This is a genomic window from Prevotella sp. P5-64, from assembly GCF_002251285.1.
GTDB lineage: Bacteria > Bacteroidota > Bacteroidia > Bacteroidales > Bacteroidaceae > Prevotella.
In genome coordinates this window covers 123,717-142,671 of sequence record NZ_NPJK01000035.1, presented here as the reverse complement: position 1 = coordinate 142,671, position 18,955 = coordinate 123,717, and the positions used below count along the sequence as shown (strand labels likewise).

Annotated in this window: 19 protein-coding genes; all 19 read right to left on the bottom strand. The window is 42.4% G+C overall.

Annotated features, from left to right (window positions below; all coding sequences use genetic code 11):
• Window position 1 precedes the first annotated feature (1 nt).
• The 19 genes from traM to CIK87_RS06700 all read right to left on the bottom strand — a co-directional run bounded on the left by traM (window position 2) and on the right by CIK87_RS06700 (window position 18,706).
• Window positions 2–1,228, bottom strand: coding sequence for a conjugative transposon protein TraM (gene traM, locus CIK87_RS06790; protein ID WP_094386537.1), 1,227 nt, complete (start codon window positions 1,226–1,228; stop codon window positions 2–4).
• A complete protein-coding gene (locus CIK87_RS06785) occupies window positions 1,206–1,628 on the bottom strand; it encodes a hypothetical protein (protein WP_094386535.1) in 423 nt (140 codons plus the stop codon). Before CIK87_RS06785 ends, traM begins: the two co-directional genes overlap by 23 nt.
• 12 nt (window positions 1,629–1,640) lie before the next feature.
• On the bottom strand, window positions 1,641–2,255 hold the full coding sequence (traK, locus tag CIK87_RS06780) for a conjugative transposon protein TraK (protein ID WP_094386533.1): 615 nt from the start codon (window positions 2,253–2,255) through the stop codon (window positions 1,641–1,643).
• A gap of 20 nt (window positions 2,256–2,275) precedes the next feature.
• Window positions 2,276–3,406 carry a hypothetical protein gene (locus CIK87_RS06775; RefSeq protein ID WP_094386531.1) on the bottom strand — a complete coding sequence of 377 codons (1,131 nt, stop codon included), beginning with the start codon at window positions 3,404–3,406 and terminating at the stop codon, window positions 2,276–2,278.
• A gap of 1 nt (window position 3,407) precedes the next feature.
• Window positions 3,408–4,151 carry a DUF5045 domain-containing protein gene (locus CIK87_RS06770; RefSeq protein WP_094386529.1) on the bottom strand — a complete coding sequence of 248 codons (744 nt, stop codon included), beginning with the start codon at window positions 4,149–4,151 and terminating at the stop codon, window positions 3,408–3,410.
• Between the two features lie 58 nt (window positions 4,152–4,209).
• Window positions 4,210–4,935, bottom strand: a complete 726-nt coding sequence (locus CIK87_RS06765) for a hypothetical protein (RefSeq protein ID WP_027455147.1) — start codon at window positions 4,933–4,935, stop codon at window positions 4,210–4,212.
• Complete coding sequence (locus tag CIK87_RS06760; protein ID WP_094386525.1) at window positions 4,928–7,477, bottom strand: hypothetical protein; 2,550 nt, start codon at window positions 7,475–7,477, stop codon at window positions 4,928–4,930. Before CIK87_RS06760 ends, CIK87_RS06765 begins: the two co-directional genes overlap by 8 nt.
• Window positions 7,474–10,191: a helicase HerA domain-containing protein gene (locus CIK87_RS06755; RefSeq protein WP_094386523.1), complete on the bottom strand. Its 2,718-nt coding sequence runs from the start codon at window positions 10,189–10,191 to the stop codon at window positions 7,474–7,476. The genes CIK87_RS06760 and CIK87_RS06755 overlap by 4 nt, the downstream gene beginning before the upstream one ends.
• A gap of 106 nt (window positions 10,192–10,297) precedes the next feature.
• Window positions 10,298–10,600 carry a DUF4133 domain-containing protein gene (locus CIK87_RS06750; protein WP_094386521.1) on the bottom strand — a complete coding sequence of 101 codons (303 nt, stop codon included), beginning with the start codon at window positions 10,598–10,600 and terminating at the stop codon, window positions 10,298–10,300.
• Window positions 10,601–10,626: 26 nt separating this feature from the next.
• The gene (locus tag CIK87_RS06745; protein ID WP_027455151.1) at window positions 10,627–10,983 is read right to left on the bottom strand and encodes a DUF4134 domain-containing protein; all 357 of its coding nucleotides are present in this window, start codon (window positions 10,981–10,983) and stop codon (window positions 10,627–10,629) included.
• Between the two features lie 121 nt (window positions 10,984–11,104).
• Window positions 11,105–11,458 carry a DUF4134 family protein gene (locus tag CIK87_RS06740; protein ID WP_094386519.1) on the bottom strand — a complete coding sequence of 118 codons (354 nt, stop codon included), beginning with the start codon at window positions 11,456–11,458 and terminating at the stop codon, window positions 11,105–11,107.
• On the bottom strand, window positions 11,455–11,904 hold the full coding sequence (locus tag CIK87_RS06735) for a hypothetical protein (protein WP_094386517.1): 450 nt from the start codon (window positions 11,902–11,904) through the stop codon (window positions 11,455–11,457). The genes CIK87_RS06740 and CIK87_RS06735 overlap by 4 nt, the downstream gene beginning before the upstream one ends.
• A 217-nt stretch (window positions 11,905–12,121) precedes the next feature.
• Window positions 12,122–13,021 (bottom strand): toprim domain-containing protein, encoded by a 900-nt coding sequence (locus CIK87_RS06730; protein ID WP_094386515.1) that lies wholly within the window; start codon window positions 13,019–13,021, stop codon window positions 12,122–12,124.
• Window positions 13,022–13,066: 45 nt separating this feature from the next.
• The gene (locus CIK87_RS06725; RefSeq protein ID WP_094386513.1) at window positions 13,067–14,173 is read right to left on the bottom strand and encodes an AAA family ATPase; all 1,107 of its coding nucleotides are present in this window, start codon (window positions 14,171–14,173) and stop codon (window positions 13,067–13,069) included.
• The gene (locus tag CIK87_RS06720) at window positions 14,170–14,646 is read right to left on the bottom strand and encodes a helix-turn-helix domain-containing protein (protein ID WP_094386510.1); all 477 of its coding nucleotides are present in this window, start codon (window positions 14,644–14,646) and stop codon (window positions 14,170–14,172) included. Before CIK87_RS06720 ends, CIK87_RS06725 begins: the two co-directional genes overlap by 4 nt.
• On the bottom strand, window positions 14,633–15,019 hold the full coding sequence (locus CIK87_RS06715; protein WP_254046517.1) for a helix-turn-helix domain-containing protein: 387 nt from the start codon (window positions 15,017–15,019) through the stop codon (window positions 14,633–14,635). Before CIK87_RS06715 ends, CIK87_RS06720 begins: the two co-directional genes overlap by 14 nt.
• A 158-nt stretch (window positions 15,020–15,177) precedes the next feature.
• Complete coding sequence (locus CIK87_RS06710; RefSeq protein WP_094386508.1) at window positions 15,178–15,933, bottom strand: hypothetical protein; 756 nt, start codon at window positions 15,931–15,933, stop codon at window positions 15,178–15,180.
• A 532-nt stretch (window positions 15,934–16,465) separates the two neighbouring features.
• Window positions 16,466–17,518, bottom strand: a complete 1,053-nt coding sequence (locus CIK87_RS06705; RefSeq protein WP_094386506.1) for a hypothetical protein — start codon at window positions 17,516–17,518, stop codon at window positions 16,466–16,468.
• Between the two features lie 21 nt (window positions 17,519–17,539).
• Complete coding sequence (locus tag CIK87_RS06700; protein WP_094386504.1) at window positions 17,540–18,706, bottom strand: site-specific integrase; 1,167 nt, start codon at window positions 18,704–18,706, stop codon at window positions 17,540–17,542.
• Window positions 18,707–18,955 lie beyond the last annotated feature (249 nt).

The following is an 18,955-nucleotide window of genomic DNA, read 5'->3' as shown; positions in this document are numbered from 1 at the left end:
TTTAATCGTTTTTCTTCTCTTTGCCGTTGACCAGATAGACAAACGTGCCATATTTAAGCTTGGCTGAGTTTTTCTTGATGGACTTACTAATGGCATTGCTCGTTTTCTGTACGGCATTTGTGATGGCTTGGTTGCCCCATTGAATGAGGGAGTTTCCAGCTGTTGTTGAACTTGACGTTAGAGCTGAAGAGTTGTTCATGGCTCCACTTGCTACGTCCTTCGTGGTCTCTCGGAAATTACTGCTTGGGACATACAGACCTTCCAATCCATCAGTATCGTAAATAGAAAGGTTGACCTTGATGATGTTATCATTGATAAGTATGCTCTTGATGTTTCCTTTGACACGCTGACTGCCAAAACCGCTCATAAGTGCATAGATGTACGTTCCCTTTGGAACTACAATGTCATTGATTTCAATGTCATCAAGCAGACGAAGCCTTACACGAGAACCATCTACCGCCTTTACATTTTCATCAATAATGGCTTTGATAAGGTTCGGCTCAGGGTCATTTTCAGTAAGGGTGTTGAAGTAATCGGAAGTGACTTTGACCTTCTTCACAACCTCCTGTGCTTCATCATCATCAGAGACACCTTTAACAGCTCTTTCATTCACACTGATTTTACCTTCTACTTTGTCTGAAGGTTGACTGTTGGCAGGTGTGTTATCTACATTGCTATCAGTTGGAGGTGTCATCGCTTGCTGACCTTGTAGTCGTGCCTGTGCAAGCGCACGGTTGAGTTCTTCCATTGCTTCCTGCTCTCGCTGCTGACTACGAGCGAGACGGTCTGCTTCACTCATGCCGCTACCATTCGCGATTTCTTGACCTTTTTGCGCACTCGCTTGTAGTTGTCTCTCAATCTCAGCGAGCTTCGCGGCTTCCTGGGATTCGAGTAGTTGACGCTCCTCGTCTGTGTACTTGGAGTCGTAAGATTCTTTTTCTTCTTCATTGTTTCTGTCTATATTTTCCATTGCAGTTAAGTCATCGATCTTGCCGTATGACTTAACCATACTCTCATATTTGTTGCCAATACCGTCACCCTTCATTTTTGCATCAGGCAATACTGGGTTCAGATATTCTGTAGTAGTAAGGCTATTGTCTGGTATTTCAGCCTTTTCCGTATGGAAGAGGTCAATGACGAAATATCCGACAAAAAGCAAAGGAAAATAGATGATGAGGGGCAGCATATATTTAGGCTGCTTCCAGTTAATCTTCTTCAGAATGTCCATTGTCTTTATTGATTTTAGTTTGTGATTCTTTGAACTCCTTGTTTACACTTACAGGCATGGTGTGGACGGAGCTGATAGCGTGCTTAACTCGCTTATGTCGGTTCCTGACCAACTCTTCTTGTACTTCAGTAGCGGATTTCTGTGACTGATGGGCGTTATATACCTTGCCCATACGAATGAGATTTCCAGCAAAACTGAGAATGATGAAACCAAAGACGATGGCTAAGAAGAGCTTCTTGTGGTCATTGGCAAACTGCTGGACTTTGGCAGCGGCTTTGTCAATCTTTGTTGCTCTGGCAAACTTGCGTCCGGCATCGACCTCTCTTTCATAGCGGTCTCGATACTTCGGGTCATCCTTGTCGGGCATTTTCTCGCCCATAATCATTTTCTTCCAAGACATAGCTGTATGTTGTTAGTAAGACATCTTTGTTTTCTGCTCTATGTCTTTATTCAGCAGGGTACGCCAGTTGGTGATAAGCAATCCATGAGGGTTGTTGTCTGTACGAGGAACACGCTTTATCTGTCCTGCCGTCACCAACTCTCGTGTCAGGATGCTGGAACGACGTTCTATTCTCTGACGACCATAGTAGGTAAACTCCATCTTATCCTTATCAAACTTGATGCTGTCACAGAAGATGCTGAAGACGGCACTCGTACCCATGATATTGGAGTAGAAACCTTTTTCCTTCAAAGTGTTGTACTGTGCCAGACCTGTTTCGTCAATTAGGTACATGGCTTTTTCCATTGTGTATTTGATGTACTTGTCATCAGGGGCAAGCGTGAAGAAGAAATGATGGAACATTTCGATATGGCTCTTGGCTTCCACATCGAGGGTTTCTTCCATCGTACTTCTTTGAACCAGGATAGGAACGTTGCCATCCAACACATACACTTTCTGCTGTGCGTCTGTTACCATCACACGAGCTGTCCAGATACTGGAAATGCTGATGATGATGCATCCCACCAAGAAGAGGGAGCATATTATCATCACCAACTTGATTTTGTTTTCGAGATTCTTGATAACCATAGTTTTACTATTTCGATAATTTATAATACTCTGCTAATCATACCTTGTGTAGATACCTTTGCTTGCTGTGCTACACCTTCACCGAAGTTACGGGTAGAGAATGCCGTATCACCTTCAGGAATCATCCATGCTGCAAGGTCTGGGACAAGGTTCAGACATTTGAGTGCAACGATGCTTGCTGCCATCAGATAACCTGCTGAGAAGAAGGAGTTCTGAAGGTATGCTGCCATTGTCTGCTCACTCTGCGTAATGGCTTCAAGGTTTTCAACCTGAATACAGAGAACAATGTCAAAGAGCAACAGCACATAGAAGCCGACGAAGTATAGACAAGCTCCGTAGAAATGGACAGTGAGATAGCGTATAAGCCATTTCGCCCAAGCTCCTTCCCATTTCGGGAGTAGCGAGAAAGCCCATTGGATAGGCCCGAATATCGTCAGCATACCTAAAAGAATCTGCTGGCAATAGATGGTAGCCCACCAACCGATACGGAAAACTATCAGGGCAATCAACATGATAATCTTATCGATACCTACGACAGCTCCAGCCGTAAGAGACGTGAACCATAGTTTTGAAGCATCCTGTTCCATGTTCGTCACTTCATCGACACCAGCCTGTTCCATTGTACTTTCAATAAGATTGGGGTCAGAAGTACCTGTATGAGCCACATCAGCCTGTGCTTGTAGAGCTGTGTACATAGTATCTCTTGTATAGATGAGTTCCTGGACTTCCGCAAACTTATCCTCAATCTGAGTGGATTCTGCCTCGTAGAGGTCATGCGTATAAGAGCCAATGCAGTTTGGAATGTAGGAAAGGAAGTCCAGAACGCACCAGCTGCTGCTGCTATTTGTCATGCCTGTATCTGCAGGTGGGTACCACCAACATAGGATAATGCTGACAACAAGGGGTTTGAACAGCTTCATGATGTCAAGCGGTTCATGTTTCACCATCATCTTGTAAGCCATTCCTGCTGCTACAATGATGGAGAAGAGTGCTGCAAGAGCCATACACATCTGCAATATCCACCAGAAAGGCCCTTGTGAACCAGTGAAAGTAGCATCACAAAGGAACTCGTTGGTCTGGAAGATAACATCATCAATCTCCTCTTCAAGGATGTTGATGCCAAAGTCTGAAAGGATATTCGTATCTGCCATATTATTCTTGGATAATTATGCCATTAGTATTTGAACCACTATTGGAGTTACCTCCATTATTTCCCCATCCGGCATCCCTCCAACGATTGTGTGCTGCCGTAGCAATAGCTGCACGATGGTCTGGCTTGTTATATGTTGCAGAAAGAAGGTCTGCCGTTTTCGCTTTCTTGTTGAGTTGAACAAGATAGGCTATCAGCGTTTCATTCTGTTTGGTTATGTCCGCATAGATGGCAAGATACTCTTTCTTTCGCTGTGCATTGGGCATATAAGCATCCTGAGTAGCTTTGATGGCACATTGAAAGATATGGTAGTAGTCATTCCATCGGTCTTTGTCATGAATAGAACCGCCAGCACCGACAATACGGTTAATGTTCGTCTGGAAAGCATTTAGCTTGTCTGTTATCTTTGACCCCTCGGCTAACCAGGCAATGTCAATCTGGCGGTCTGCTATATTCAAGGCTTCAATCTCTGCTCGTTTCGTTAATGCCGCCTCTATGGAGTCTGCATCTTCTACCTGTGGATAGGCAGAGACTCCTGCCAATGCGCGATAGGTCAGTTTGTTTTTCGATGCAGCTGAGTTTCGGTAACTGTTGTGAAATGCCCAATAGTACAAATCGGGAGTAAGGCATCCGGCTCCAATCTCCTGAACCGTTATCTGGTTCATCTTGGCTTCATCGTGATTGTAGGTCACATAAGACTGTGCATTTACTTGAATTGTTACTATCAATCCAAGTAAGAATGTCATTGATTTCAAATAGATTATGTATTTTCTCATAAAGTGATGATTTAATATCTGTTCTAAACTAATATCCGAGGTAGCCAGCTCCTTTCCATCTTCCAAAAGCACCTTCGATAATCTCCTGTTTTGTCTTAGCACGATACACCTGACGTTTCCAATATCCTATACGAACCTGGATGTATTTCCATGTGTCGAAGTAGGCTTTGTTCAGATGTTTCTTTATATTGTCGAGGGACTGGTTTATACTACTCAGAACCAAGATTAAGTCAGATGTAGAACAGGCAGCAGCTCCTGTGGCATAGAGAACCAAATCACTCACAGACTTATATAAATTGTCTCCTTCATCAGCAATCTTTGCCAAAGCTCTGGCATTGATGGTGATGATAAGCGTATCGGTACTGACAATGTTTCCTCGCTCCAGACATTTCTTGTTGAAATCTTCAAGCATGTCCTTATAATCACCAATACGGTCACTGACTGTCTCATAAGTGTTATAGACATTGAGACTTGTTCGCAAGGTCTGATATAATATATCTATGACATCAAAGGCACGAGTATATCTGTCGAGCTGGGCATTGATGTCTTTATAGCCGATATTTGCGTCACTTGAATAGTCATGCAGCAGTTTGTTGCTTGCTTCGAGGGTAGAACGGACAAGCAGAAGACTACGCTGTTCCTTATGGTCATAGATATAGGCTTCGACGGATGGTATATCGAAACCGAACTGTGCTCTCGAAATGGTAGGAAACAATGACAAGAGCGTAATAGCTATGATAATTATTCTATTCATCTTCATCGTCGTATTTTCCGTTATAACTATCTGAATGGCTGCTATTGGCAGCATGTCTGAGCCAACGCTTCCTGCATTGCTCTACAAGAGTAAGTCTGCGGCCTTGTTCATCATTGATGTATGGTGCTATAGTCCTCAATATGTCAATGATGGAATGCTTGTAATGCATCATTTTCTCCAACGAAACAAGGTCTGCATATATCTTTGTCAGGCGAGTGTCGATGTCTCGCGCAATCTCCAGACGGTCGCTTGACCAAAGAAGATGATAAGTATCATCCGTATCATCAGCCTCTACAGGATCTGTCTTTGCGTATTCCACAGACGTATCACAGTTGGGATATTCACGGGCAATCTCTGCAATCTTGGCATTTACTTCAGCTGCTTTTTCCGCATCACTCTTCTGAGGATCAAGGTCAAGCACGGCTACAACTTGTGTATCGCTGTAATCAGTAGTAAGTGTCCATGCTATCTGTACGATGGCACGGTGTATCTTGATGCCAAGGAAATATTTCGGGCCACGAGCTATCGAGACTGTTGCCCTGAAGGTGATAACTCCATTGACGTTTGGCATGGTAGCAGTACGGACGAATGTGTTACCCTCCCAGGAACCACTGCCATTCCATGTAAGATTATAAGCTGTCTTATAGTCCTGCATGATGGCTGGTATTCGATAATAGTCATCTGTTTGGGCAGACTCACTGTTGATAGCCTCCTGTTTGGCTTGATTGTACTGAGCCAAAAGGCTTTCCCAATTACTCTTTTCCGATGTAAGAGAGGCTATCTGATTTTTGTTGGCATTATATTGCTGCCTATAGGTGGCGGCATCATTGATACTTGCATTGGCTATCTTCTTGATTAAGTCTGCATTCTGAGCTTCCAATGCAGCTATCTGTGACTGAAGCATGGCAATCTTACTCTCTGCCTCGCTGATTTTCCCATCCAGTTCTGAAGTGTCAAACCCGGATTCAGTGATAGAGGTGGACATGGCACACTGTTTGGTGTGGTTACTGACAGAACCACCACAACTGCTGCACTTGTATTGGGTTGAACCCTCTCCAAGCTTAGCTCCATCATGGCAGGTCACGCTGATAGTGGCAGTCTCACAGCCAGCAATCTTTTGGGCATCGGTTGCCTGATAGTATTTCTTTGAATCTGAACCGATGTAGTAGGTGAAACCTTCCTCATTGTCATTATAGTCAGCCAGACGAGCATTCAGACCAGCCTTGAAAGAAGCCAGATCCATCGTATAGGAGTCAAAGACATCCTCATATTTGATTTCTGTGTTATTCCAAGACTTTGTGACATGAATCTCGTAGGCATAAGCCTTGGCATATTGTCCGCTTCGGCTCTTGCTCAGAATATAGGCACTGCTCCAATAGTTGATATAGTAATAGAAGCCGTCATTGCTGTTGTTAAGCTGTTGGACTCGGCTACGACTCCACCCGGCATGATTCTCTGAGTTCTGCAAGGCGGCTTCTCTTTGGCTGCTGTTTGGATAGAAGTCAGGGTCTCTGGTATCAATGCGATACCAATGATCTCCATAAAGGATGCTGTTATCATCGGTAGGAGGGTAGTAGTCGCATAGATTAACACTTCCTCTATCCACACGATAAATATACCAACGCTGGGTATAATATTGTCCCATTCCCTCACGGGCATAGTCTGTTAACCATGCCGTAGCATTATAATTGGAGAGATTGAATAGGTTTGCTACTGCATCCTGGCCACCAATCAGGTTAAGTAAAGTACCACCTGTATTGGTCGTAATGTTCTCATACAGGTTATATACGTTGTCAGCAATCTCTATGACACTGGCTGTTTTATCCATGATAGTGCCACTAAAGTTACTATTTGCCAGTATTGAGTTGATAAGATTGTTTGCTCCAGCTGTGGCAATGTTAACGCCCATTGCATAGAGGTTGTCAAGGTCTTCCTGAAGACTCTCTTTGCTGAAATTTGAAGGTATATCACCGATATTATCCAGAATGGCTTTCCAATCCACATCACCAAGCTCTGAAAGCTTCAAGATGTCCCTAAGCTGCTCGTTGATTTCAAGAAACGCAATATCTCTGAAGCTCAGACTGCTGTTGGTGACGATAGACTCAAACTGATAGCACAGATTCTTCGTCTCATCACAAACCTTATAGAGGTAGGAACCCCAATACAAGGCATTTTGGGGACTTTTGAGCATCATTCCGGCTACAGTCCAAATCTTCGGCATAATCTTAGCCGAAACCATGTGATAAATACGTCGATAGTAATAGTTCTCCGTGCTGCTTGTCCAAAGTCCGAGGTCTGTCAATGCCTTGCGGTCAAGGAACTTACTCGTGAAGATACCAGCAGCAGCTACCTCTGCAGCCTGATAATGCTCTCGAATTTTGGCTATCTGGTCTGCATAATACATCTCTGTGGCAGCTTCGGTATTGAAGGATGCTACCATCTTGGCTACAGTTTCCTTATCAAAGTTGACACTGTAGTACTGTGCCTTGGCTGTTGCCAGGGCACAGATGATAAGAGAGATTATAAGCAGACATTTTTTCATGTATAACGCTTTTCAATTGGTTTTAAGTTCAATACATGCCCTGCTTGATTTACCTTTTGGGCAAAAGGCAGAGATTTACTGATACCAGAACGATCCCAATCACGGCAATATGCCTCGATTGCTTGCTGATGGTTGCATTTCAGTTCTCGCTTGTAGAGCTTCAAGGCTTCCTTCTCGGCTCTTTCTGTGGTGTAAGTCATGTAGCATTCATGGGGTTCTTCGACTCCAAAGACGGCTCCAACACTTCCACGACGGATGAATACTTCACGGAAGAAACTGCGTCCTTCCTTGTTTTCCAGTCGATTGATGGTGAAAATCTTTTTGCAGTCCACATCGGTCAAACCAAGGATTGCCTTGATTTCATCAAATCTCTCACGGAACTTGCTCTGGTCAAGCAGCATCACGACATCAGAGTTATTGATAATGGCCTCCTTTACGATGGGAGAACCAACAATATCCTGAATTTCCTGTGTTACGACACCGACACTTGCCCAGAACTTACGTGCTGTCTTGTAGAGGTATTTGATGTATTCTGCCATCATAGGGCTGGCAATGGCTTTCCACGCCTCTTCAATGACAAGCACCTTACGGTTCTTCTTGATACGCATTTTCTGGATGAATACATCCATAATAATAAGCGTTACCAAGGGGAAAAGCAGCGGATCATCCTTGATGGAGTCAATCTCAAAGACAATGAATGTCTCATCAAACAGTGTGGAATCCAGGTCTTCATTCAGGGTTTTATCATGATTACCACCTCGATAGAAGTCCTTCATCATATAGCGATAGGTACTGATGTCGATGCCCTGAATCTGGTTTTCCTGACAGATGTCGGGAATACGCTGCACACTGAACTCATAGAAGGAATTGAATGACAGTTCGGTTACAGGAAGTTGTTTCCTGCGACTCTCTATCTCGTCAATCTGTGCCTCGATACGTGCCATACGCTCATTTTCTGTTTCCCTACTATTGACATTCTTGTTTCGGTCATCAATGAGCAACCCTTTCCGTAAGTCTTCACGTTGGGGTGGAGTAAAGCCATTGAAGCCGTTGAAATAGACATCATAGTATTCTGTGATGACTTGCTCAATAAGTCTTTCCTCCGTCTTAGTGACAGTTCCTTGCGTACCTTTCCAAATTAGCATGATAAGGTTCTTCAGGAAGCCAGTCTTCTCCACATTCAACTCTTCTCGCTTAATGCGGAAAGGATTCATGGTGATGGGATGTTCTTCGGTATAGCTGATATACTTACCGCCAACATATTCACATAACCCCTCGTAAGAGTTACCTGTATCGACCATAACAACATCGGTATTCTGCTCCCACATCTGACGGACTACGCTATTCATGTGGAAGGATTTACCGCTACCAGATGGGCCAAGGCAGAAAAAGTTGGAGTTATCCGTAATCTTGTTTTTGCCTTCCTTTCCACTAATGTCAATGGCTACAGGCACACCTTGCCTGTCCGTATAGTAGATTTTGAGAGGTGTGTCCTCACTATGCTGAATATGCTCCTTGTACATCAGACAAGCAGCAGCATCGCTCAAAGTGAGGAAACGGTCATAGTCCTGGTTCATTCCATAACAGTTGCCGGGGAAGGAGTTAACGAACAGCTCCAACTGGTTATAGGCTCGTTTGCTGATATGAATGCCAAGGCGACCAAAAGCATTCTCCAAATGGTTCGTACATTTTTGAATGTCGGCATCCTTGGGAACACCTACAATCAAATTGAAATGGGTATATACAAGCTGTTTGTTCTCTCTGGCTATAACATCCTGAACCTTCTTGATGTCCTCAACAGCAATCAGATTACTTGGATTGGGCATACTGGAATGGCGGTTCTTCTTTTTGTCCAACAATGCCAGTTCACGTTTTTGATTTGGCATGAAGAACATCTGGTTATAGACAACCACGTCTGCTGAAGGGATGCTGTCAACCAAAGACACAAGATCGACAGGCATAGCGACATTATTCACTTCAATATTGGTGAACGGCCTGACAATCGAAGGGATGTTGATGCAGTCCACGTCAACAAGACTATACACCTTGCATCGACGATCGCCCATGGAAATGGTCTCGTCATCGACTTTGAAGTTGGTCATCGACACAATCTTGTCATCGAAGTTCATTGAGAAATAGCGGTCAACATACATTCTGGCTTCTTCACCACCCAAATAGGTAGAATCTACACCGCTGTCCTTCAGGAGATCTTTAACCTTGCGGATTTTTACAAGGAAATCTCTCCATTTCTTGCTGTCAAAGGACAATAGACGGCTCTTTTTGTTCTCCTGAGTGATAATCAGATAGGTCTGGCTGTCTGTATAGGTACGGCCAGTAAAGTATCGGAAATAGCTTTCAGAAAGAAACTCATGATTATCCGATGTCTCATCCTTGAACTGCTTCCTGACAAATACATCCTGCTTGTGGATGGCATAACCTTCTCCAAGCGTCTGTGCAATAGCCGTAAGCAAATGAGTGAACTCATAGTAGCTGTCAATATTGGCTGAGTACTTTTGAACGGGATTCTCAATCTTGATTATAGCCGAATATTCACCAGTTTTCGTATAGAGAACACCAATACCATCTACATCCTCGATGGAGAAGTAGATGTCCTGGAATATCTTCTTGCGCTTACCACCAGTTCCAAAGGCATAGACAGAGATGGCCATGCCTATGAGTATCGCGGTAAATGCTATGATGACATATAGAATCATTCTTATCTCCAAATTAAGGCAGACTCACCCTGTCGAAGGGGCGAGCCTACCGATTACATTTATTCAGATTTCAATACACTTGCTCATTAACTACACTCGATGAAAATTACATTCTTCGTGAACAAGCGTAGATAAACACACCGTGGTCTTCTTTCTTCGTGTGCAGACCTTTCTTCTGTTTGAAGAAGATAAGTCCGGCACCAGTGCAGAGAGAAACAGCAAGAACAATCAAACCAGCAACGAATCCAAAGATGCAGTAGGCAATGATGAAGCCAAGAATGGCACCGCCAACAGCGCAAGCTGCCCATGTGATGTAACTCCCTTGGATACCCATGAACTCCAGAGGCTTCTGAAGTCCCTTGAACATTGGGTAACTGACATATTCGTTGTGTTCTGTTCCTGCTGCCATAGTGTGTATCTACGCTTGAATCTGGTTTAGAGACCGAAGAAGAGAGGCAGAGCCTGTGCAGCTGCAACGAGGAAGATGCAAGCACCGACAACCATCATAATCTTCTTCTTGACGTCCTGCTCCTCGTTGTTCATGGCGATGTACACGGAGATCGCACCGACAACGGCAACTACACCGGCGATGGCATAGCACAGCTTCACTACATAAGGAACATACTTCGCAATCTCCTCCGTGACGGTGGAGAGAGCATTGGTTCCTGCGGTGTAGTCACCAGCTGCGTTCTGCGCAAAGGTTACGGCAGTACCGCAAAGAAGCATCATGGCGAGCATCTTCATGCGATTGGCACTGAAGAGATTCTTAGCAAACTTTTTAATTTTCTTCATTTCTTTCTTACGTTTTACAGATTTTGTTAATTACTATTCACATGATTCTTCTCTCTTGGCCATTTGAGATTTTTCGTTATCCTGTTTATTTGTTATCCTGTTTGTTATCGTGTTCGTTATCCTAAATGATATTATATCCGAAGAAGGCTGGGAATAAGATGAATGCTCCAATCATGAACAGGCAAGCTCCGACGAGCATCATAATGCTCTTAGTGATGTCACCTTCTCCAGTTGTCATCTTGAAATAAATCTGCAATGCACCAATGATGGCAACGATAGCAGCGATGGCATAGGAGAGATAGACCACATACAGCATCATTGTAACTGTATAGTCATGCGCATTCGCCAAAGCATCCGCTCCCCAGCTATAGTCAACACCTCCGCATTTGGCAGATGCTAACATTGGCTGGAAGAGCAGGATGCCAGCCGAACAAAAACCGACAATCTTATGTGTTACACCCAAACCTGTTTTCATACGTTATCCCTTGAATAGAAGATTTTCGGACCACCAGGCTTCTGGTTAAGCAGCATGTTCACCATGACATCAGCCTCAGTTTCACCTGTGCTGTCAACATCCACGTCTTCCATGGAATCCTGCAAACGTTGGCATTCTTCCTCGACACTGGTATGTTCCTTCTTAATCTTTTCCTGGTACTTGTTTGCATCGTCATCATTTTCAATCAAAGTGACGGACAATGGTTCTTCCTGTTCTTCAGTGGTATCACCATTAAGATGGAATCCGTTAGCATCTTCAGTAATGCTAATAGGTTCTTCCTGATTCTGCATCTGACTGACATCAAAGTCTTCCTCTTCTGTCTTGGGAGCATCTTTCTTCGCGTACAAATCTTGCATGATGATTGCGGAATAGTAGATGACATAGATGACTGTCAGAACTAATACGAATATGGCAAATGCACTCATTTTGATACTTGAATTTTTGGTTCGACTTAAAATTTGCGAGTGCAAAGGAACATAGATAAATCTACATAAAATGAAGAAAATTTGAATTACAATCGAATATTAACAGGAGTTTAGTTTTGAGTATAATATTGCAGAAAATATCATACTCGAAAACATGAAAACACAAAAAAAAGGAGCCTCGGTCGAGACTCCTTATATACATGGCAGCACAAACTGGCTATAATTCGGAATTAGGCTGTTTTACCAGATAGTCATTCAAATCGTTATAAGGATTGAATCTGTGCGTTTCATCAATAACAATATCACCAAGAATACCTTTCATAGATTGAAATGTACGCTTGCCGCCATCGTCATTGTCGAGAAATGAGTGTACATATTTATATGATGGAAGCTCACCCAAAGCCTTATCAAGGCAATTGATGGAGTTCAATATCATATAATCACATTGATAGTGCAGGCAAATACGGCTGCTCTTTATGTCGGAGAGCATCATGTATGAAAGGAAATCCATAAAACCTTCGAAAACAATGATATGCTCCTGGATCTCCTCATTACTCTTCCGAATAAGTGTTATATCTTTATGCCCTATACATCCTTTATAATATTGGTTCCTGATTTCGTACCCTCCAATTCTATTACGAAAAGCGATGCCGAAATAGTGCTTGTCGCGAAGGTCATAATGGACTTCACAACAATACACACGGCTTAGATTCACATCAATTTTCCGCTTCATCATATAAGATAATAGCGCTCGATGTGTAAGTGGATAGTACGCAACATTGTGCATCTGCCCGGACTCCTGTCTTTTAGGTGGTGCATCTTTCCGATGATATATAGCGTTAATGAATGAATTGCTTTTAGGTGCAAGTATGGTAAGGGCTTCACTGGTGGTCTTCACATTGTATAGCCCTTTTATTAAGTCGAGGATGTCACCACCTTCTCCTAAACCATAGTCATACCATTCATTTCTACTGGAGTCAACCTTGAAAGAAGGTGAGCTCTCACTACGGATTGGGGAGTTGTACCAATAAATGTTTCCCCTCTGCTTTACTGCCTTGTGTCCTTCCTGTTCAAGAAAGTCCACTAAATTGATGAGCTTGGCCTGTGATATGTTCATAGTTTACATCGTAAGTATGCCAGTACATATATATAAACAGCCAAACTAAACTAAACCGTCCTCATCAGTATCTTCTGGCTGTTTTTCCGATTCCTGTTTCTGTGGAACATACTGGTAAGCCTTATCAGTCTTCAGTATCAGTCCCATCTCAATCAGGTATCGAAGTAAGCTGATGATGGTGTTTCGACCTCGTGAATAACCAATGTTAGAATAGCCATCCATTAGGAGGTTAATCATCTTTGAATAACCCAGTGGAGCATTATCGCCAACAACGCTTTCAATAGCCTCTCGATGCTGCTCTTCCGTTAGTCTGGAGAAGTGCATCTTCTTGTCACGTCTGGCAAGTTCGGCTTTGTAGCCTTCCACATAGTTTGGAAGACCGTTGTTGTCGATACGAAACGCAAAAGGGGCAAATTCCTTGTCTCTAATGAACATGGCTTTCACCTCACTCATATTGCTGTCATCTATATTCTTGGTTATCTGAAGTACAGTTTCTGCCTTGTTATTCAACTCGGAACCTATATGGCCACGAGTATTGTCATCGCCTTTGTTCAAGTGAAGTACTGTGTGAATGTGAAGGTCATAGAAACTTGACCATCGCATCAAATCATTGATAATGTCAAGTGCCTCACTTGGGTTATTGATGTCCCTGAGAAGGTCACGGACACCATCGATGACAACCAAACCATATCGTGAATCACCACGTAATGCTAGGGTGATGATGTCTCGTCTCTGTTCTGGGGTGTACTCGCGCAAGACAAAGAAATCGATGAGTCCGCTTTCCTTGTTCAATGGAAGATTAGCCAGCTTCAGTATTCGCTCTAGAACCTTATGGCAGTGGTACTTGCTCTGTTCCGTATCAATATAAAGAATCTTTTTTTTGTCTTCAGGCAAGTGTGCCTTATATCCAAGAATCTCTTTACCTGATATGGCAGCAGCAACAATAGCAGAAACGTTGAACGTCTTCTTACTCTTTGGCTTGCCGACTGAAGCACTGAAGTTGCCCAGAGTTGCTATTGTTGCCCCTCCACAAGTGATGATTTCTGGAGGAAAAGCATATTCCTCAGTAACCTTCAGCTTAATGTGCTTTAATAATTGTTCAAATGTCTTCTGGTCAATTCTCTGATTGCCTAATGTTGTTATGTCCATCATTTCTTTTTGTTTTTATGATTAAAATTTCCTTTGAACAGATTCTCCATGTGGGTGGCTGCATATTCCTCTATCTCGTCATCAGACATGACTCTGGTTTTGGCAATCCATCTGTTAAGATCATCTCTACGAATAAAAATGGTCTTTCCGTTAGGCTTGTAAATGGGGAGTTCGTGTTTGCTGGTTAATCTATAAACCAGGCTGGGAGAAAGATTAAGATAGTCCGCTGCTTCAGTGACAGTCAGATACTCTTTGAGAATATACATTTTCTTCTCAATGAAAAGCATGTGAGTGGCGAGATCTTTGAGCGTCCCGAATCTTCTTAGGAAGTATTCAAGATTGTTTAGCTTTTCAATCGTTGACTCAATGTCTTCAGATTTTTCGAGAACTTTCTTGGCTGCTTCAAGTCTGTCAAGCAAACTTATAATATGTACATTGTCAAGTTGATTTGCTTGGGGAAAATCATTTGTTTTCATCGTTATTTCTTATTTCATTATATGTTTTATTCTGTAATAGCCAGTCATCAAGCTCACTTCTATCAAAATATATTAGCTTACCTGTAGGTTTGTAGTGAGGTATTTTCCCGAGACTGGTCAGCTTGTACATGTGAGATTCAGTTATGCCCATATATTCACAAGCTTCTGTAACAGTTAATACCGTTTTGACTTCACTGTAAAACCTATCAATATGTTCAATCGTCAAAAGTTTCGGATTGATATAGTCCAATTTCTCTTCAATACAATGAAGACGCTTGGGAATGTCACAGTTAACAAGTTCTGTGAGTCGCTGATTTATGGAAATAATCATTTCCAAAGCATTGTCTGATAATGTTGTCTTACGTCTGCCCATTTCTTTTATTTTATGATGATACAAAAAGAGGTTGCCCTCCGTTACCAATGTAAACCGGTTACGGAGGGCAAAAGTACATCGAAAGTCATTCATGAGAAAGAGAGATAATAGAGACTCTATCTGATTCTCTTGCTCACTCCCTGACATCATCTTTGCAGTTATTTGTCAGTGTTTCTTTTTCTTTGATATTTCTGCCCGATAGGACGTACTGCATCATCAATGATCTTCTCCTGTGCAGACAATTCTAAATCTACAATAGAGTAGAGAGCTGAAGACAAAGACTTCTGGGTCAGAGTGTCTTTGCCTGTGGAGCTGACAATGCAGCGTTGGTGGGCAAGAACGTTCTGCCAGTTGCGGATGATGAGATTGTAGAGGGATAGCTGGTCGAAGAAAAAGGCGACAAGCCGATTGTTGCGAGAATGGAGAGGCATAGACAATTTGCCGTCCAGAAGAGAAAGAAGGTCGCTGGCATAGATGACTTCGCTGAAGATTTGAGCCTCGTTGCAGCAACGAGCAAGAATACTAAGGTCATCATTGTCGAGACAGGAGCATAAATTGAGGTCTGATGCCTCTCTGACTTTTTTACGAGCTACAAAGGTGTTGGATGAAGGTAGCGTAGTATTAAACAGATTAAGCATTTCCCTCAGCTCTGCTTCGCTAACTCCACTTTTGTTGAAGTAGTTCTCAACAAGGTCACGTCGATTGGTTAGTAGTGAATCAAGAATGCGGTAGTTCTTCTGATGTTCATTCTTGCTCCATGCGTCGATGGCATCGTGGAACTCATGGCTATAAACAAAATCATCAGCATAACGCTGATAAAGTTTGCCTTGGTTAACAACTTCGACCTGATAGAGGTCGTAGGCTTCACGGAGCATTTCGAGCAATCCCGAATCTCCACTCTTGGCAGCGGTCAAGTGGCTTGTCCGCGTCAGTCTCTCAAAAAAGAGAGAGGAAAAATTTTTCTTTTCTCATTGTTTTTATATTTATTAAATTGAAAATATAATGTAACGGCTTTCGCCGAACATTGTTATCACTATTTTATGGCGACACATGATTTCTCTCTCATAAATTTCCATTTATTGTCGTTTTAAAGACCCGAATTGAGTAGTCTTTATTACCTTGTTGATGAGGGAGCATACAATCTTGTTATCACCAAGAATTATCCCGTTTTGAGAAGCTATATTTGATTCTGAACTCGCCATAGTTTGCAAAATTATAATATTGAAGTGTAATAACCATATCCATGTTAGTCCATCTTGCTCAACCTATTGGCTGAGCACGATATATTGACTACCTTTGTTTATTTTGGCCTTTTAAATCTCATAGTTGTACTTTAAGGAATCGTGTATAATGATTATTGTACATCGAATTTATAAACACAAAAGGTGGGTAAACAAATATATTTACCCACCTCTGTTATGTAGAATGATTTAATATCAATTTGGTTTATCCATTGTTGTATTTCGAAGCAATTCTTTTTAATTCCACATCGAAAGTCCCAAAGTTTGGCTTTCTCTGCATTGCCACTAAACCTGTAACCAGACTTCCTTTATGAGGAGCATGACCATTGACAGAGAAACATGCAACAGTCTTAACCCAGTAGTCTTTGTTTGTCTTTGAGAATGTAAAATAAATGAAGTAGGAGAGGTGTTGTTGACTCTTCATCCATTCGATGGGTTTCCTGGTTGTTTGGTTTCCAAGGTTGAAGATGCTGAGAAAGTCTTCAACCGTAGTATCAGGACTTATGTAGCCGTGGTCAAGTAGTTCTTGATAAAGCGCACGTACACGACGGGCACCATAGGCAGCATCAAAATATTTGTCTTCATTTGGTGCAGTGAGCATAGTAAAGTCAACTTCGGGATAGAGCTGCATAAGTTTTCCGGCTCTTTTGAATTGCCTTTCGCTGATAGGTAATGTGGAAAGTTTATTAGCCCTGTTGATGCTCCATTGTTCTTCGAAATGTGACCATTTATGTCGCATAGTTAAATGAAGTAGTTCACCAATGGCAAAGGCGATAATCTTCAGCGTGTAGTTGTCTGTGTCGCCCTTTGGTTGATATTCAGCGGTCAAATAGCCTGCACTAACTGCACGGTCAAAAAGGGCAGCAGCTTCCTCATTGGCAAATTCGTCAACCAAGAATCTGAATTTGCCTTTAGACTCTTGATTGATGTTATAGCAGAGATCATGAATAGAATTCATCGCATTGACAACTCCAGTAAGGGCATCAAGAGTATTTTGAGGAAGTGTTTCTTTTCCATCATTTATGTAGTTCTCTAACATTTCTGGAGAACCGAGTGACGCTATCTTCTCAATGATGATTGGGTCAGGATTAAAGTTAATATAGAGCATTATGTCCTCCTTCCACTGCTCGAATTGAAGCAATTCTTCAGCGTAGGATGTTAACTTAGTGTTTCCACCTATGCAGATGTCATATATGAGTTGCTTCGCGAACTTATTGAATTTCACAAAGCTCAAAACTGCTTCTTGTCTTGTTACCATATATATAATGTATAGAGAATTCTACTTACTTATGTCTGGAATCAAGTTGACTGCTGCTTGTTTGTTCTTGTCAAGAACTTTGGCATAAATCTGAGTTGTCGAAAGTTCTCTGTGGCCAAGGAGCTTAGAGACTGTGTAGATGTCGGCTCCGAGGTCGAGCATCATTACAGCGAATGTGTGACGAGCACAGTGGAAAGTTAGGTTCTTAGAGATACCTGCTGCAAGTGCCCATCGTTTTAATTCGAGTGAAGTCCATGCACCATAGGTGAAACCCTCAAACACTCGGTCAACATCATTGCGACGGGTTCCTAAATAGGCTGCTGCCTGGTCTGAAATATCGAGGTATTCCTGACCACCTGTTTTCTTCTGTTTGAAAACAATACGAGTATATTTTCCAAATTTCTGGACTTCACCCCATGTCAATTTCTCGATGTCGCTCTTACGGAGTCCAGTCAGACAAGAGAACAGAAATGTCGCTTTTAGAATGGGATAGTTACATGGAGTTGCAGCCATCTTCTTAACTTCATCGAGGGTCAGGTATTCACGGGCAACCTCTTCCTGCTTAAATCCTTCGACACCTCTGATTGGATTCTTGTCGATAATATGTTCTTCAAATGCCTGATTAAGACATGCACGTAGTTTATTGAAGTACGATACCTTAGAGTTCTGTGACAAACCAACAAATACGTAAGAAACCTTTGGGTCAGTTTTCTTCTGAGCATCTTTCTCTGCTGTGTTCAGATAATCCTTAAATCCCTGAATCCACTCGGCATCAATATCATCAAAGGTAGTTGCTTCATCACAGTAAACTTCCAGATGCTTCAAACAGCTATGCCAGTTTCCCCAATTGCCATTTGAGTCTGGAGTCTTCAAACGGTCTTCACACATCTGACGATAGTAATCAAGGAAACGAACACCGCCTTGTTTGGGTTGTGTGATGTCGAATTTGCCATTGATGATTTCTAATTCACGTCTTGCTCTCATGGCATTGGCTGCTGCAAGAGCCTGACGGTTTTGTTCTCTTTCCTGCGCTGTAGTAGGGACTACCTGATAAAGCTTCAGATATTCCTTATGACGCTTGCCACCAACATTGATGTCAAGGTACAGGCTTGAACTTCCATCTTTAAGCTTCTTTTCGCGAAGCTTAACTTGTCCTCTTTGGACGCTTGCTGATTTCTTCTTTGCCATAGTCATTAATCGTTTTAGAAATTACCACCGACTTTTGTTTCGAGGGACACTTTTTCTGTCCCCGGGGGACAGTTTTTGACCCTTTGCGACTATTTCGGGGGACAACTGGGGGACAAAGTTAAAGAAAAATCTGCAAATAAACAATACCCGAAACAAAAATCTGCAAAGATAAGCACAAACTTTAACACTTGAAAATAAGGGTGTTACGGGCTTATTTTTGCAGATTTTATTATTTTCTTTGTAGTGGCT

Coding starts and splice junctions, on each gene's coding strand:
- CIK87_RS06760 (WP_094386525.1), bottom strand. CDS start 7,477: ATGAAAAAATGTCTGCTTATAATCTCTCTTATCATCTGTGCCCTGGCA.
- CIK87_RS06705 (WP_094386506.1), bottom strand. CDS start 17,518: ATGGTAACAAGACAAGAAGCAGTTTTGAGCTTTGTGAAATTCAATAAG.
- CIK87_RS06785 (WP_094386535.1), bottom strand. CDS start 1,628: ATGTCTTGGAAGAAAATGATTATGGGCGAGAAAATGCCCGACAAGGAT.
- CIK87_RS06720 (WP_094386510.1), bottom strand. CDS start 14,646: ATGAAAACAAATGATTTTCCCCAAGCAAATCAACTTGACAATGTACAT.
- CIK87_RS06775 (WP_094386531.1), bottom strand. CDS start 3,406: ATGGCAGATACGAATATCCTTTCAGACTTTGGCATCAACATCCTTGAA.
- CIK87_RS06765 (WP_027455147.1), bottom strand. CDS start 4,935: ATGAATAGAATAATTATCATAGCTATTACGCTCTTGTCATTGTTTCCT.
- CIK87_RS06730 (WP_094386515.1), bottom strand. CDS start 13,021: ATGAACATATCACAGGCCAAGCTCATCAATTTAGTGGACTTTCTTGAA.
- traK (WP_094386533.1), bottom strand. CDS start 2,255: ATGGTTATCAAGAATCTCGAAAACAAAATCAAGTTGGTGATGATAATA.
- CIK87_RS06770 (WP_094386529.1), bottom strand. CDS start 4,151: ATGACATTCTTACTTGGATTGATAGTAACAATTCAAGTAAATGCACAG.
- CIK87_RS06735 (WP_094386517.1), bottom strand. CDS start 11,904: ATGAGTGCATTTGCCATATTCGTATTAGTTCTGACAGTCATCTATGTC.
- CIK87_RS06755 (WP_094386523.1), bottom strand. CDS start 10,191: ATGATTCTATATGTCATCATAGCATTTACCGCGATACTCATAGGCATG.
- CIK87_RS06740 (WP_094386519.1), bottom strand. CDS start 11,458: ATGAAAACAGGTTTGGGTGTAACACATAAGATTGTCGGTTTTTGTTCG.
- CIK87_RS06715 (WP_254046517.1), bottom strand. CDS start 15,019: ATGGGCAGACGTAAGACAACATTATCAGACAATGCTTTGGAAATGATT.
- CIK87_RS06745 (WP_027455151.1), bottom strand. CDS start 10,983: ATGAAGAAAATTAAAAAGTTTGCTAAGAATCTCTTCAGTGCCAATCGC.
- traM (WP_094386537.1), bottom strand. CDS start 1,228: ATGGACATTCTGAAGAAGATTAACTGGAAGCAGCCTAAATATATGCTG.
- CIK87_RS06750 (WP_094386521.1), bottom strand. CDS start 10,600: ATGGCAGCAGGAACAGAACACAACGAATATGTCAGTTACCCAATGTTC.
- CIK87_RS06700 (WP_094386504.1), bottom strand. CDS start 18,706: ATGGCAAAGAAGAAATCAGCAAGCGTCCAAAGAGGACAAGTTAAGCTT.
- CIK87_RS06725 (WP_094386513.1), bottom strand. CDS start 14,173: ATGATGGACATAACAACATTAGGCAATCAGAGAATTGACCAGAAGACA.